Raw genomic sequence first — 15,666 nt, 5'->3', positions numbered from 1 at the left:
CCTAGCTGACAGCGGTTGTCCTTTGCAATGCGTCACCCCAACCTGTTCCTTTGTCTCGTCGAGCGAGGCTTTGAGCACGACCACGCGATGAGACGCGGCTGGAGAACTCTCACACTCCAGCGGCAGCCGGTTTAGTCGTGGAAGTTTCGATCTTTTCGGCCTCTGCCTTAGCCGGAATGCGAAACCACAGGACGTAAAGTACCGGCAGGAAGATCAGCGTCAGCGCCGCAGCGACCACGAGACCGCCGATGACGGTAAAGGCGAGGGGTGACCAGAAGGGATCACGGATGATCGGCAGCATTCCGAGCACGGTCGATCCCGCTGTTAGGAAGACCGGTCGCAGACGCTGGGCGGTAACGTCGATCACGCTGCGCCACGTCCGGCCCTTTTCTTCAATGGCAAGGTCGATCTGGTCGATGAGCACCACGGAGTTTCGGGTGATCATGCCGATAAGTGCGATCATGCCCAGAACGGCTATGAAGCCCACCGGCGTATTGGTTATCAGCATGATCAGCACGACGCCGATTAGCCCCAGAGGCACAACGCTGATGACGAGGAGCAGGCGCTGTACGCTCTGCAGTTGGAACATCAGCACGATAAGGATGATGACGGCCATCACCGGAAGCATCTCGACGACCGATGCAAGCCCCTCTTCGGCCCCCTCGACTGCACCGCCTACCTCGATCGGGTAGCGCGGGTTGGCCTTTTGCAGCTCATCGATCTTGGCAGCCGCAGCTTCGACGACACCGGCCGCCAGCACACCTTCGGCGGTGTCTGCCTGAACAGTGATCGTCGTCGAGCCATCGCGACGCCAGATGACGGGCTGTGTGGTCTGGTAGTCGATCGTGGCGATGCTGGAGAGCGGCACCGTATTGTTGGGGCCGACGGGGATCTGCAGTGTGCGAATGGTGCTGATGTCGACGCGCTCGTCGGCGGCCGCTCTCGCCACCACATTGATAAGGTAGATCGAGTCCCGAACCTGCGTGATCGGAATTCCCGATGCCGTGGCGAACAGCGTCTGGGCAATCACAGAGGAATTGAGGCCCACCAGCCGGGCACGATCCTGATCGACATTGATGACGATTTTTCGAACCGGCTCATTCCAGTCGAGGTTGGGCTGGACGACGCCCGGAACCTTGCTGATGGCGTCGGCGACTTGCCAGGCGACATTTCGCACGCCCGGAATATCCGGTCCACTGACCCGGTACTGAACAGGCCAGCCAACCGGCGGTCCCATTTCCAGCGGCGAAACGCGCACGATGATATCGGGCAATTTCTCGTCGAGCGCCTTTTGCAAGCGTGCCTGCAGCGCCTCGCGCACACCAACGCTCTTGGCGATCACCACTGCCTGGGCACGGGAGGGTGCTGGAGCCTGCAGGTCCATCGACAGGTAGAAGCGAACGGGATCGGAGCCGATATAAAAGCTCCAGTCAGCCACATCCTCGTCGGCGGCCAGAACTTCTTCCGCCTTCGAGACGTCAACGGCGGTCGCATCCTGCGATGCACTCTGCGGCAGGGTGAGCTGCAGGATAAGCTCCGGCCTGTCTGACGCTGGAAAGAACTGCCGTTTCATGGCGGACGATCCAAGGAGAGCAGCCACAAACAAAGCGGCGGTGGCAAGCACGACAAGGAGGCGCATTCGCATGCAGGCGTACAGGAGGTTCTTGAAGCCGCGGATGAGTGCTCCATCCTCCTTCGGACCCGTTGCAGTCCCTGATTTCAGGACGGCAAGACCAACGATCGGTGTCAGCAGCACCGCCACGAGCCAGGACACGATGAGCGCGAAGCCGATCACCAGAAAAAGGGATCGCGCATACTCGCCCGAAGAGCTGCTTGCAAAACCGACAGGAATGAAGCCAGCGATCGTTACCAGCGTGCCGGCCAGCATCGGAAATGCGGTTGAAGTGTAGGCGTGGGACGCCGCCTGAACCCGCTCGTAACCCTGCTCAAGCTTCGCCATCATCGTCTCGACGGTGACCATCGTGTCATCGATCATCAGCGTCAGCGCAATGATCAATGCTCCCAGCGAGACGCGCTGCAGGGCAATGCCTGATATGTCCATGAACAGGAAGGTCAAGGCAAGAACAAGCGGGATTGACACGGCAACCGCGATGCCGGCTCGAATTCCGAGAGCCAGGAAACTCACACCGAGAACGATGACGACTGCTTGGCCGAGCGAGGTTGTGAAGCCGCGGATCGCTGTCTTGACGACCGCAGGCTGGCTCGCGACGTGCGTGAGGTTGATGCCAATTGGCAGATCGTCCTCAAGCTTCTGCATCGTCGCTTCGATATTCTGGCCAAGCTGCAGGATGTCGCCCCCCGACGCCATGGAGATGGCGATACCGATAGCCGGCTTACCCTTGATGCGGAATCGCGGCTGGGGCGGATCTACGGTTCCGCGCACGACACTGGCAATATCTCCAAGACGCACGAAGCCGGATGCGGTTGGAATGTTCAGTTGCCGCAGCGTTGCCTCGTCGGCGAGACTGCCGGAAACCTGAAGAATTGTTCGATCCTGCGCCGAGGTTATGAGACCTGCAGGCAGGACGGCGTTCTGCGCCTGTATAGTTCCGATCACTGTTGCAGCACTGAGGCCGAGGCTAGCGAGCCGCTCGGTCGAGAATTCGATATAGATCGTCTCGTCCTGGGTCCCGATAAGCTGAATCTTGCCGATATTGTCGATCTTGAGCAGCCGGGTGCGGGCCTCGTAGGCCCAGTCACGGACTTCGCGATCGGTAAAGCCATCGGATGTAAAGCCATAGATGATGCCGAAGGTGTCACCGAAGTCATCGTTGAAGAAGGGTCCGCGCACACCAGCTGGCAGCGTCGACACCATGTCTCCGACTTTCTTGCGGGCCTGATACCAGGATTCTCCGACCTGATCGGGCGGCGTTGAATCGTCGAGCGTCACGTAGACGATTGATTGTCCGGCCGTTGTCAGGCTGCGCAGACTGTCGAGGTGGGGCACCTCTTCGAGCGTCCTTTCCAGACGGTCGGTGATCTGATCCGTGGTCTGCTCAATCGTTCCGCCCGGCCACCCGGCGGAGACGATCATCGTCTTGAAGGTAAACTCTGGATCCTCGTCGCGTCCCAGATTGATGTAGGCAAGGATGCCCGCTATGGCGCTTAGAACCACGAGGAAGATCACAAGGCTCCGTCGCTGGATCGCCCAGAGCGATAGATTGAAGCCCTCGTTCATTCGACGCTTCCTTCAAGCAAGCGAACCGGCATGCCCGGGCGCAGTTGCTGCACTCCGGCAACCACCACGTTGTCTCCGCTTGAAAGGCCCTTGGTCACAAGGAAATCTTTCGTGTCGAAGCGATGGACCTCGACCGGCACAAGCTTTGTCGTCTTGCTGGCCGCATCGACAACCCAGACGGCACTTTCGCTACCTTGGCTGAAAAGTGCTGTTATTGGCAGCCGCGCCGCGGGCTCACCGGAAAGCCGGATTGTACCACGCACGGCACTTCCGAAGCGGAATTCGTCGGGCGCGGTATCGAGCCCGACGCGGACCGTGAAGTTGCGGGTGATCGGATCAGCAGTCGGCGAAATCTCTCGAACCGTTCCTGTCGCCTTGATGGCGGGGTTGCTGAGAAGCTGCACGTCTACGCGGGCATCGCCTCCGGTCGTCTGGATTGTGGCTTCGGGAACCTGGAAAACCGCGTCACGTGTTCCAAGCTGGGCAACCCGCACCACCATTTGTCCACCGCCGACGATCTGTCCCACTTCACCTCCGATCGCGGTGACGACGCCTGCGGCATTTGCCTTCAGGACGCGGTTGTCAAGATTGGTCTGCGCTATTCGCAGACCGGCTTGTGCCGCGTCTACACCAGCCTGTGCCATACTCGCCTGGGCGGTCGCTGCATCGAAAGCCTGACGGGTTGATGTGCGGGGATAAAGTTGCTGCTGACGCGCACGCTCGGTCTCTGCGTTCTGGAATTGGGCCTGAGCCGCAAAGAGATTTGCTTCAGCTTTTCGCACTGCGTCCTGAGCGTCTTCGGTATCAAGACGGGCGAGAACGGTGTCCACTTTCACGAGGTCGCCAACCTCGACGTCGCGCTCGCGCACCTCGCCTCCCTGCCTGAAGCTGAAGCTGGTTTCTGTACGCGGACGGATCTCCCCGACGAGCGACCCATATGTATCCTCGGGATTGAATGAAACCGCGACGGTTCTGACCGGTCTTGGAGGGCGCTCAGAAGCCTCCTCCTCGTTTCGGCAACCCGCCAGGAGGATGGTCGCCAGCATAGCGACCGACACGCCAAACATTGCGCGGGATTTCGAAGTAGCCAGATGCATCTTCATGGGCGGTTCCCCCGGATACCTACTGGCGCGATGGCGTTTCTCCATGCGCGGACAGCTGTAAAAATGGGATAGATTCAATGAGATAAATGCATTTTGGCGGGTTTGATGCGTCACTGGGCATCGGAAATATGCGCCCATTACACATCAATCGATCTGTGCCAGTAATCAACGCGAACGGTAGAAGTCCTGAGTAGGGACTCAAGTGATCGTGCTCCTTTAACGTCCGGCTCGGCTTGCGTGGTCTTCGGAACCGAAGGCGCAGGCGCTCTGGTTAAGAACTATAGAGCGGTTCAAGAAGCGAAGTGATCAGCATAGAATCCCGCAAACATGCCTGCAGTCCAGATTTTGGCAATCGGCGGGAGGTCTCTATCGGCGCAAAGATTTTCCGCATCATTCTGTCGCCGGAACGACACGAAAATCTGGATGCTGCGAGCAACAGCTGGAATTCGTCTACCGCACCCGCCGCGGATAGCTTAGAACAAGGAAGTGCTTCGCCTCATGCGTGTGGCCAGGGTGAACGATCCAGCCGATTGTCTTTGTTGTTGAACGATTTTAGCAGCTTGCCAGGGAATTAGGTCGAGCCCGTGTCCTCAATTCGATTGTCAGTCATTGTGATCATCCTGTTGGCTCTCGTCGGCTGTGGCGGACCACGCGCCGTGCTTGGCCTTCCCACGGCATCATCGTCAGGAGCAGAACCACGGGCAATCGTTCCAATCTACGTCGCGACTACCCGCGCCCGATCCGACAATCTTTCGCTGCCGTATTCGGCCGAGCGATCGAGGACGTTGAATTTTGCGAAACTCGACATTGGCATACCACAAAACCACGTTGCCGGCCGCGTCGAGAAAAGCGGCCGTGCTCCTGATCCAAGCAGGCACTTTTCAGCACGGACCTATCAGCCGATTGCCGAGCGGCAGGACTTCATCAGGCAGATGAATGTCGCGCTCGCGCAGCGGGCATCGGAAAATCGCGAGATTTTCATCTTCGTTCACGGATACAACAACAACTTCGCCGACAGCGTCTTCCGCAACGCCCAGATCAGCTACGACTACAATATCAAGTCGGTCTCGCTGCATTACGCCTGGCCGTCAGGAGCGTCGATCCCGCTTTACGTCTTCGATCGTGACAGTGCCCTCGTTGGCCGGCGAGGACTTGCCGAGACGATCGAGATCGCCGCAGAGACCAATGCAACGAGAATCATCCTGGTTGGTCATTCCATGGGCGCCTATGTCGTCACGGAAGCGTTGCGCGATCTGGCCCTCAGGGGGCGTACCAGCACGTTGAAGCGGCTGGGTGGCGTCGTTCTCGCCGCACCTGATATCGATGTCGACGTCTTCCTGAGCCAGATTGACGACATTGGTGACATCCCGCGACCATTTGCAATCATCGTCTCACAGCGCGATCGCGCTCTCGGATTTTCCCGGCGATTGGCGGGTGGTCACCCGCGTGTCGGCAGCGGCTCCGAGGTTGCTGCCCTTCAAAAGAGAGAGATCGCGGTTATCGATGTCTCCGACATCGATGGTGGCAGGCATAGTGTCTTTGCCAGTTCACCCACGCTAATGGACGTGGTCAACAACGATGCCTTGATGCGCAGTATTCTCAGAGAAGACCAAGCGCCGGCTAGCCAGACGATGCTGGCCGACGGCGCATCGGTGATCGAGGGCGCTGCATCACTGATAATTTTCCTTCCGAGCCGCATTCTGGGTGGGATCGCACAGGCGGCCGGCCAATAGCGATGACAGGGGCCAAGATTGTTGGGCCGCTGCCGGACATCAAGCTGGAAGAAGCCTGAACGTCCCCAGCAGATAGATCGCGATTGCATAGTAGAGCACATAGAGCGCGTATGTCTGGCCGTTGCCCGTGTAGACCCTTCGCACTACTCCCGCCGCGCCGATCGTCAGATCGCAGATTCCGTCCCAGATAAAGTTTGCAATTGGGGTAACGAGCGGTGCAAACGCCGATCGATAGAAGGCATAAAAATGCGTCGTGCTGACGGGAATGGAGCGCCCGCGCCCGGTTCGATAGACCAATAGGAAGCCCCCTAAAAGAACCGCTGTGATCGCGACAGTGACTGCCATGATGGGGATAGGATTCCAGTAGCCATAGATGGTCTCAAGCGACATCCCCTGCCAGACCAGAGTCGAGGCGAAATAAGGATCGATCGCCGCAGACACCGGATCCATTACCAGCTTCGGAAAGAACGACAGCAAGACAATTGCGAGGACTAGAACGAATTGCGCGGCCAAGAGCGGCAAGGGCGCCTCCGCCACAGCCTCAGCTGCGGGGCTTCTTGGACCAAGGAAGATCGAATAGCCAAATCTGAACATGTATAAGAAACCGATGAAGGTCGCGAGGACGGCAACGATCGCGAGACCATACCAGCCCCTGTCCATCATTGCGCTTAGCAGCAACCACTTGCCGCCGAAGCCGGCAAGTGGGGGTAGGCCGGACATCGAGACAAGGGCAACAATCACGCAAGCAAAGGTGAGAGGCATTTCCCTGGCGAGGCCACCGAGCTCATCGAACAATCGGGTACCGGTTCGCAGAATGACGGCTGTGGCTGCAAGAAAGAGGACACCCTTGACCATCAGATGATTGGCAACAAGGTAGAACGCCGTGACCCAACCGAGATGACTCATCAACGCTATCGCCGTGATGATGTAGCCAATCTGACTCATGCTGGAATAGCCGAGCATTCGTTTCAGATCGGTTTGTTGGAACGCCATAACGGCACCAGCGACGGTCGTCAGTAGTCCGATCCAACCCATCACGTGCGCCATTTCGAGTCCGACGTCAGAGCGAATGGCGAGGTATGTCACCATGAACAGCCCGAAGACCGCAACCTTGCTGATCACGGCGGAAAGCATTGCCGACAGGTCGTCGTCAGCCTCGGCATAGGCGCCAGGCAGCCAGACATGAACGCCAACCGCGCCGGCTTTGATCAGAAAGCCGATCGCGAGGAACATGAAGGCACGCGCCGCATCCGGGCCAGCCGTAGCGAAAGCCGAAAGCGCGGTGCTGCGGTTGGCATCGGTGGCAACGCCAAAGCCTGCAAGCAGGCAAAAGGCCGATACCAGGGAAAAAAGCAGGAACTGCAACACATAGGAGTGAGCACCGGGCCGTTGCGCGATCAGGAAATAGGAAGAGAGAGTGATGATTTCCCAATGGAAGAAGAACTCCAGGCTGGTAGCGGCGCGCAACAGACCGGCGATCGACAAAAGCAGGATCGCCATCATTGGATAGAAGCCCTGGCGAGGATCGGCCCGATAGAGACTGGCAAAAGCAATGACCAGACCGCCGGCAAGAAGAAGTGCAGCAAACAGTCGGGGCAAACCTTCGAGGTCGGCAGCGATCCACGATCCGACAACCAGCACCGCCGCCAGCATCAATACGCACTTGATCCTACCCGGAAGCCCATCGAGAAGGCAAAGCAGGCCACCGACACAAAGGGGCGCGACAAGCCATGGGGACGCTGCGCCCGCAAGAGCCGCCGCCACGGTGCCGCTCACAAACAGCAACACAGCGCTGGCCACCACCGGAAACAACCTGAATGGAGAAAGCTCGAGCGAGGCAGGGTTTCCTGTCGGAGAGCTGGTGTCTTTCGCGCTCGACGGCGGTCGCGTCGCCTGTTTGAACCAGCGGAACATATAGGCTGCCTCAAGCAGCGATCCGACCAGGATGACAGCGATCCAGACAGATCGCTCCCCAGCTGCAGCTTGCATTACGAGTTCCCATTTCGCCCAGAACCCTGGGAAGGGCGGCAGCCCGGAAATAGCGACCAAGAACACTGCAAGGATCGAGAGCAAAAGACGATTTCCGGCAATATCGGACCAACGGTCGACCTCGGTGCGCTCGACGATGCCGGCAAGCCAGAACAGGCCGGCCTTGGCCAACAGATGATTGACGAAGAGACCCCCGACAACCAGCGGCAGCGACTGCTCGGCCTCGAGGTGGTGGAGCAGCGCAAGCGCCAGCACCAGCAGCCCCATTTGTGCGATCGAGGAGTAGCCGAGCATCCGCTGCACGCTTGTCTGCCTCAGCCCAACGAGATTGGAGAATAGGAAGGTGACGCCGCCCGACACTGCGAGAATGCCCAGCTGATCTTCAAAGAGCGGCAGCAGCTTGAAAAGAGCGAAGAACACGCCGGCCGACACTGCGACGGAGGAAAGCGCGGCGATGCCGCTGTGGGCCGTCTCGTAGACGTCGAGCCCCCAACCGTTGGCAGGGAACGGCTTCAGCTCGAGTACGAGGCAGGCAAGCACGAACAGCAGCGCAGTCGCCCCGATCGGCCCGGTTATCGCCGCCCGGTTGGTGACCATCTCGTCGATATTGAGTGTACCGGTCACATGATAGAGGAGCCCGGCGCCCAAAAGAAAGAACGAGGAGGCGAGCACCGTCGCCATGATGTACTTGAAGCTGGCCGCAAGCGCTGCCGGGGTCCGCTCCAATCCAAGAAGCCCGTAGGTCCCGATCGACATGATCTCCAGGAACACGAACTGGTTGAACAGGTCGCGGGTCATTACCATCCCGTTGATGCCCATGATCAGGATCAGGTACAGCAGAAGTGCCGAATAGTTTAAGCGCAGCCGCTCCCAGAGATGCCAGGCGCCAAGAAGCCCGACAACATTGACGCAAACAGAGAAAAAACCTTCCCATGGACCAAACCGCAAATTGATCGAGAACGGTGGCACGCTGCCAGCCGTCAGGATCTCGAAGGTCGGCTCGCCGTTGTGGATTCGCCAAAGGCAGACGCATGAAATGACGGTCATTCCCAGCATCGCCACGACGAAACCAACCGCCGGCAATGGCTTGGCGATACGGTAGAGCAGGGGGATGAGAAATCCTCCGCCAATGCCAAGCAAGAAAATATTCAGCGGCTGCAGAAGGCTGTCTACCATTTGGACTCCGTCAGCGCGTCAATCGAGAGTGTTTTCCTCACGGCGTGGAGTCGGATCGCGAAGGACAGCATGATTGCAGTCACCGAAAAGCCGATGACAATGGCCGTAACGACGAGCGCGGCCGGAATCGGATCGACGGCGTGCTTGGCCGCGTCTGAAGCGCTGAGTGCCTCGTCGATAATCGGCGCCGTCCCGCCGGTGACATAGCCGGTCGCCACGAGGACGATGTGCATGCCTGTGTCGATCAGCGAAAAACCGATGATGATGCGAAGGATGTTGCGATGTCTCAGCATTCCCCAGAAACCAATGAGGATGAGAAGAAATCCGGTGGCCAGAAGTATGTGTGATATCGGCAGCCCCATGGCGCTTCCCATCTCGTCTAGCTGCGAAACCGGTCGATAATGACACTCAATTCCGCGCCGACCTTGATGCCCAGGAGCGCCGAAATCAGCGGGATCGCCCCGGCGCTGATCAGCGTCCCAAAATTGCCGCGTGGTAGAATATGGCTGTCCAGAAACCCGCTGCCGAAGGCAATACCGACGATGCCGATCAGGACGTAGAACACACCTGCAAGCGATTCCGTTGTGCTGAGAAAGCCGTGGTTGATCGATCCGGAAGGGTAGGCGAGCATCAGGAGCATGACACCGGAAGCAACGACTGCGCCCCCCTGAAAACCACCGCCGGCCGACAGGTGACCATTCATGATGACATAGGCGCCAAACAGGAAGATCAGCGGAAGAACCACCTCTGCACCATTGCGCACCAGTTCGCTCGGGCCGCGACCAATGATATGGGATGCGCTATCGCGGGAAGGTGCTTTCCCGCCCGCCTCGCCCGTAAGGAGCAGGCCCACACTCGCCGCCACCATGAATAGCACCGCGACTTCGCCGAGCGTATCAAATCCCCGAAAGGTAATCAGAATTCCGGTCACAACGTTTGGCGCACCAAGATCGGCGGGCACCTCAGTCAGATAGTGAACTGCCAGCGCCGAGAGCGTCTGGCGCTCGTCATAGTCGCTCACGAGTGAAGCAAAGATGACGCCGAATATCAGCACACAGAGCAGGCCAAATACGCGCCTCATGCCGAGCCCTCTTTGCCAGCACGGTCGTTCTCGTCGCGCAGGGCATCAACGACGGTCGCCGCCGCCATCGGCGTACGGATTGCGTGCGCCGCCCGCGACAGCGCATGTGACGACAGCGGATTGGTCATCAGCACGAAGTAGGCGATGATCAAAAGCTTCAACGACCAGTCCGGATGATAGATGCCAAGTCCGGCAAGAACGAGAATATTGCCCAAGGTCGAGGCTTTGGTGCCCGCTTGGATGCGGGTGAAGACATCAGGCATGCGCAGCAGCCCGATACCCGCGGAAAAGAGGAAGAACGCCCCAACGAGGATCGTCAGACTGCCGATCAGCTCACTCATCGACCGCTCCTGCGCCTCTGGTCTTGCGGATCGCGTAAAGGAAGATCAGTGTTGCCAGGCCCGAGCCGATCGCTGCCTCGGCCATGGCGACATCTGGCGCGGCCAAGAGCACATAGGACGCGGCCGCAAACAGGCTTGCGAGACCCGCGCTGACCATCGCCGCCATGAGATTGCTCAGCAAGACGGCCAGCACTCCGCTCACCAGAATGCTCCCGCACACCAACAGGATGAGCATCTCGAGCATGGCGGCTATGGCCCCTTTTCCAGGAAACGAGCAATGGCAAGAACCGCCAGAAAGCTCAGCAGTCCGTAGACAAGTGCAACGTCGATATAGACAAAGCGTCCTGATATGTGGGCGTAGAGCGCTATCAACGAGATAGTCACAACGGTCAGCATGTCGATCGCCACCACACGATCGATCGCCGTGCGGCCGATGATCAGCCGCAGCACACCAAAGACGATGCTGAAGAAGATCAGGACCACGGCAATCTGCAGGATGATTTCAGCCAAATACCGCCCCCAGGTGCTTCTCAAAAGGACCGATGATCATCCGCGTCGCTTCTTCCGGGTCGGTGGTCTTTACGTCAAGCCAATGAACGAAGAGGGCGTCACCTCTAAGATCCATGACAAGCGAGCCGGGCGTAAGCGCGATTGAATTGGCAAGGACCAGCCGACCGATCGGCGATGTGAGTGGCATCCTGACCTTGACGATCCCCGGACGAATAACAATGCGCGGCGCGTAGACATAGCGCAGCATGTTCATATTTGCCTTTACCAACTCGACGAGGAAAACGCCGGTATAGGCAATGGAATGCAGAACCTTGGTTGGCGTTACCGTGATCTTCCAGGCATCGCCGCGACGCACGAAGATCGATGCCAAGACGAAAGATACCAGAGCGCCCACGGCCACGATCGGGGCTTCAACCGATGAATTGACCACCAGCCAGACCACAAACAGGAAGCTTGCGAGAAGGACCACGCCCTGTGGCAATCCTGATCGGCGCGGTTGGGATGTTGCTTGGTCGTCTGGCATCGCGCAGGCTTTCAACGGGTTCAGGTGGAGTGGTAGCGCGCATTCCGGGTCGGTAGGTTTAAGTTCATGCATCTACTCGCGCGGCGATGTCGATCCGCGAGTTTTGGTCGGTCTTGGCAACACATTAGCATCGGCTGCATCGGACTGTGATCGGCACTGAATCCAGAAACTATGCCTGTGGTCCGATATGCCGCCGCATCGGAGCGCATTTTTGTGCCATCTCTTGACCTGTATCCAAAACGGCGAAATCAATCACGCTGGCACAAGGCTTACGTGCGGAACATGCTCTGTGCCACGTCGGAACGCCCATTTGATTGGCGACACGCCCACCGGCGGGGATTAGCGTAGACGTCGTGCTGGAGGGAACGATCTTATGAATTTTCAGACATCTCAAGTCGATCGGATGATGCGCAAATCGCGTAGGTTTGCTCCCCTGCAACGCTGTGTCGGATCAATAGATGTAGCCGGATCCAAACGGATGCCGATTTCATGAACGAGAAAGCCTCGCAATCGGTATCTGCCGTTCCCGCCGCACTAAGCCTTGCTGACTATCGCCCGCTCAGCGTGGCAGAAGAAAAGGTGGTTGCGCATCTCCAAATGGGCGACTTCGACCGTTTAGGCGACGGCCTGCGCCCGCGAGACGAAGATCCCGAGCGAACGGTGCGGGCGGAGCTTTTGCGGTATCTCATTCTCGGCAACGATGAATACCGTCTCCATGAAAAAGGGCTAAGGCTGACCGGAGCGTGGATCACCGGTATCCTCGACCTCGAGGGATGCAGAATTCCCCGCGACATTGGCCTTAAGGACTGCCATTTCGAAGCCTCGCCGATATTGCGCTCCGCGATTATCGACAATCTGTTCCTGGATGGCTCAGCCTTGCCCGGATTGCAGGCTGATAGGCTCGAAGCACGGGGCTGCCTCTCGCTTCGTGCCGCGATCGTAACTGGCGAAATCCGGCTCCCCGGCGCGCGTATCGGCGGCAGCATCGAAGCGGATGGCGTCTCGATTGCTTCGCCGGACGGCATCGCGCTCGACGCCGATGGACTGGAAACCAGTGGGGGCATTCTGCTGCGCGGCGCCGATGTGCGTGGTGGTCTCAATCTTTCTGCCGTCCGCCTTGGTGGTGACGTCAATGCGGTCGGGGCTCGCCTGGAGCGGCCGGGAGAAGTCGTCCTGAACGGTGACGGGATTGTGGCGGCAGGCGACCTCGCCCTAAGAGGGGCAATCATTGTCGGCGAGACACGTTTGCTCGGTGCCCGATTTGGTGGCGACATTGATTGCACGTCGGCCTCACTTTCGCAGCCGGGGGGCTATGCATTGCGGCTCAATCGAACCACGATCGACGGCGCATTCTTTTTGCGGCAAAACGCATCGGTCGAGGGCACACTCGACCTGACAGCCACGACAATCGGTGCGATTGATGACGAGATGGCGAGTTGGCCGAAAACCGGCGACTTGCTTTTAAACCGTTGCCGGTACGGCGCTTTTATCGGTGGTCCTGCGGACGCGGAAAGCCGCCTTGACTGGCTTGCACGCCAAACGCCTGAACGCTGGGGGGCGGACTTCTGGCCTCAACCCTATGAGCAGCTGTCGAAGGTCCTTAGGGAAATGGGCCATGACGAGGAAGCCCGCGCTGTCCTCATCACCAAGGAGCGGCTGCAGCGAAAGGCACGTCGGGCGCGTGCCAAGAACCCGGCCTTGAGGGTCGTCCTGGCGGTTATGGACGCCATCCTTGCGGTGACGCTGCGCTATGGGCGGCAGCCACTTCTGGCGCTGGTCTGGCTGATGCTCTTCTGGGCGATTGGCGCTGGGGTCTTTGGGATTGCCTACCGAAGTGGCGCGATGAAACCGAATAGCCCGGTCGTGCTGCGCTCCCCCGAATGGACGATGTGCGATCTGCAACGAACCGAAACCCGCTTCATGCCGTCTGCGGGACAGGATCTGAGGGGACGTGCCGAAGTCGGGCAGAACCAACTGACCTGTTTTCGCAATCAGCCGGAGGCAGCCAGCTACCCGGAATTCAATGCATTGATGTATTCGCTTGATGTTCTTCTGCCGGTGGCGTCGATCGGACAAAAGGAGTACTGGCGGCCGGACTCGCTGAAACCAACCGGCACCTTCACTTTGAGGTACTATTTCTTCCAGTCGGTGATCGGCTGGGCGCTCAGCCTACTGGCTGTCGCCGGTTTCTCGGGACTGGTGAAATCGCAATAAGGCCAGACACCTTGAGCGCTCTGGCAGGGCCAGGAGTTTGATCGCAAAAAGGCTATCTGGATACGATCGGCGTAGTGCATCCTTCATTCGGTACTTCGTCAGGATGCTATCCAATCGCCGCTCTCGCCGGTGAAGTGCGCAGAGGTCAGACCGGAGTGACAGTTGGATTTCAAACAGACAGGGCCGGCAATCCGATGGATTCCGCCAGCGCATCATGAGGGCCGAACATCGGAGTATTGCCCGGATTATCGGTCGCAAAATGCCAGCAGAAGAGCGTTTCGCATGTGGCTCGTGGATATCCGGTCTTGAGTGCGTGCCGGCTCTTGCAGACGCACTACTATCCCTCGAGCGTCGCGTTGATAAGCTGGCAGGATGTCGGGACCCATAAGGTAGTATTTGTGGCGTCCAAGGAATTCGAATGTCGAAACAGGGGGGCGGTACCCGGAGGTTGCGCTCCGACCTATGCCGCATCACCGCTTTCGACGCCGCCTCGCCGGCAGTTGCCCATTCAAGTCGCCTCGTAGAAAGCTCCTCACGCATACGCGTCGAGGACGCTTTTTGCGTTTGGCCTCAGCGCGTGTGGAGTGAGGTTCAGTCGAAGAACCCCGAATCTTCCTCTCTGAGATATCTCCTGGCCCTTTCGGCGTCGATATCGAGCCCCAGGCCCGGCGCTTCCAGTAGGTCCACCATGCTGTCCTTCACGATCTGCGGCGGCAAGCCGATTACCAGATCCTCCCACCAGGGGTCGGAGGCGCTCGGATATTCGAAGGCGACGTAATTTGCCGGCAGCGTAGCGCAGACATTGATCAACGCGCCGAGGCCCAGCAGGCCGTTTGCGGTGCCGTGCGGTGCCATGAGGATCGAGTGCATGTAGGCGTGCTCGGCGACCCATTTGAGCTCTGCAATGCCGCCAATATCGGCTGGATCGGGGCCGATGACGCGCACCGCCTGCGTCTCGATCAGTTCCTTGAAATTGTGCCGCAGGTAGATCTGCTCTCCGGTGTGGATTGGCGTAGAGGTGGAAGTGGTCAGTTCCCGATAGGCCTGCGGATTGACCCACGGCACGTAGTCGCCTGTCAGCATATCCTCGAGCCACATCAAATTGTATTTTTCGACCGCGCGAGCGAATTTGATCGCATCGGGGAGCATCCAGCCCGGGCCGCAGTCGAGCGCCAGACTGACTTTGTCGCCCAGCACTTCCTTCATCGCGATCACGCAGTCAAGCATGTGATTGAAACCGCGTTCGCTGATAACGCCCTGGTCCATGGCACCGTGATAGCCGGCCTTCTTCTGCGTCACGCCGTAGTGGAAGCCCTCGATGGTGTCCTTCATGTTGGAGTGGAACGAGATGCCTTGTTTGACCATGAAGAAGTTCTGCGGCTGCTCCATCATCCACTTGACGTCAGCGGCGTAATCCTCCGGCCGATCGCCCGTGCGTTTCTGGCGAATCGAGCCGTTGTAGACGCGCACCTTGTCCCGCACCTTGCCGCCGAGCAGCTTATAGACGGGCACGCCCGCGGCCTTGCCAGCAATGTCCCAAAGCGCATGTTCAATAGCGCTCACCGCCGCGCCGTACGGCTTGAAAGAGCCGCGTTGGCGGATCTTCAGCATTACTCTCTCGACGTCGGTCGGATCCTCGCCGACCAGCGCCTCGCGGAAATGCAGCACCCAGGGCTTGAGATAGGACTTGGTGAATTCGACTTCGCCCAAGCCATAGAGGCCCTCGTCCGTAACGATGCGGACGATCGGGTGTTTCCCGATAACGGCGCAGCGGAGATCGGTGATCTTCATCTTCGT

General features: G+C 58.9%; 12 protein-coding genes. 2 read left to right on the top strand and 10 right to left on the bottom strand.

The features are described 5' to 3' along the window. Positions 1 to 109 precede the first annotated feature (109 nt). Positions 110 to 3,199: an efflux RND transporter permease subunit gene (locus FHT97_RS10405; RefSeq protein ID WP_183861902.1), complete on the bottom strand. Its 3,090-nt coding sequence runs from the start codon at positions 3,197 to 3,199 to the stop codon at positions 110 to 112. Then, positions 3,196 to 4,302 carry an efflux RND transporter periplasmic adaptor subunit gene (locus FHT97_RS10400; protein ID WP_183861900.1) on the bottom strand — a complete coding sequence of 369 codons (1,107 nt, stop codon included), beginning with the start codon at positions 4,300 to 4,302 and terminating at the stop codon, positions 3,196 to 3,198. Before FHT97_RS10400 ends, FHT97_RS10405 begins: the two co-directional genes overlap by 4 nt. A gap of 584 nt (positions 4,303 to 4,886) precedes the next feature. Here FHT97_RS10400 and FHT97_RS10395 point away from each other — a divergent pair. Further along, positions 4,887 to 6,035, top strand: coding sequence for an alpha/beta fold hydrolase (locus FHT97_RS10395; protein WP_259127522.1), 1,149 nt, complete (start codon positions 4,887 to 4,889; stop codon positions 6,033 to 6,035). A gap of 39 nt (positions 6,036 to 6,074) precedes the next feature. On the opposite strand, the gene FHT97_RS10390 is transcribed toward FHT97_RS10395, so the two are convergent. From FHT97_RS10390 to FHT97_RS10360, 7 genes are read right to left on the bottom strand one after another with little or no spacing between them, the layout of a single operon-like run. Continuing rightward, entirely contained in the window at positions 6,075 to 9,200 is a 3,126-nt protein-coding gene (locus tag FHT97_RS10390; RefSeq protein ID WP_183861898.1) for a proton-conducting transporter membrane subunit, read from the bottom strand. Further along, positions 9,194 to 9,562 carry a cation:proton antiporter subunit C gene (locus tag FHT97_RS10385; RefSeq protein ID WP_183755399.1) on the bottom strand — a complete coding sequence of 123 codons (369 nt, stop codon included), beginning with the start codon at positions 9,560 to 9,562 and terminating at the stop codon, positions 9,194 to 9,196. Before FHT97_RS10385 ends, FHT97_RS10390 begins: the two co-directional genes overlap by 7 nt. A 17-nt stretch (positions 9,563 to 9,579) precedes the next feature. Further along, positions 9,580 to 10,281, bottom strand: a complete 702-nt coding sequence (mbhE, locus tag FHT97_RS10380) for a hydrogen gas-evolving membrane-bound hydrogenase subunit E (RefSeq protein ID WP_183861896.1) — start codon at positions 10,279 to 10,281, stop codon at positions 9,580 to 9,582. Next, entirely contained in the window at positions 10,278 to 10,622 is a 345-nt protein-coding gene (gene mnhG / locus FHT97_RS10375) for a monovalent cation/H(+) antiporter subunit G (RefSeq protein ID WP_183861894.1), read from the bottom strand. The genes mbhE and mnhG overlap by 4 nt, the downstream gene beginning before the upstream one ends. After that, positions 10,615 to 10,866 (bottom strand): hydrogenase subunit MbhD domain-containing protein, encoded by a 252-nt coding sequence (locus tag FHT97_RS10370; protein WP_183755402.1) that lies wholly within the window; start codon positions 10,864 to 10,866, stop codon positions 10,615 to 10,617. Before FHT97_RS10370 ends, mnhG begins: the two co-directional genes overlap by 8 nt. Positions 10,867 to 10,871: 5 nt before the next feature. Then, the gene (locus FHT97_RS10365) at positions 10,872 to 11,132 is read right to left on the bottom strand and encodes a monovalent cation/H+ antiporter complex subunit F (protein ID WP_183755403.1); all 261 of its coding nucleotides are present in this window, start codon (positions 11,130 to 11,132) and stop codon (positions 10,872 to 10,874) included. Beyond that, positions 11,125 to 11,601: a Na+/H+ antiporter subunit E gene (locus FHT97_RS10360; protein WP_259127514.1), complete on the bottom strand. Its 477-nt coding sequence runs from the start codon at positions 11,599 to 11,601 to the stop codon at positions 11,125 to 11,127. The genes FHT97_RS10365 and FHT97_RS10360 overlap by 8 nt, the downstream gene beginning before the upstream one ends. A gap of 543 nt (positions 11,602 to 12,144) precedes the next feature. Between FHT97_RS10360 and FHT97_RS10355 the strand changes: the two genes are divergently transcribed. Next, positions 12,145 to 13,869 carry a hypothetical protein gene (locus FHT97_RS10355; RefSeq protein WP_183861892.1) on the top strand — a complete coding sequence of 575 codons (1,725 nt, stop codon included), beginning with the start codon at positions 12,145 to 12,147 and terminating at the stop codon, positions 13,867 to 13,869. A 591-nt stretch (positions 13,870 to 14,460) separates the two neighbouring features. On the opposite strand, the gene FHT97_RS10350 is transcribed toward FHT97_RS10355, so the two are convergent. Next, positions 14,461 to 15,660 carry a mandelate racemase/muconate lactonizing enzyme family protein gene (locus FHT97_RS10350; protein ID WP_183861890.1) on the bottom strand — a complete coding sequence of 400 codons (1,200 nt, stop codon included), beginning with the start codon at positions 15,658 to 15,660 and terminating at the stop codon, positions 14,461 to 14,463. Positions 15,661 to 15,666 lie beyond the last annotated feature (6 nt).

The organism is Rhizobium sp. BK399, from assembly GCF_014194695.1.
Lineage (GTDB): Bacteria > Pseudomonadota > Alphaproteobacteria > Rhizobiales > Rhizobiaceae > Rhizobium.
This window is presented reverse-complemented; position numbering and strand designations above follow the sequence as displayed.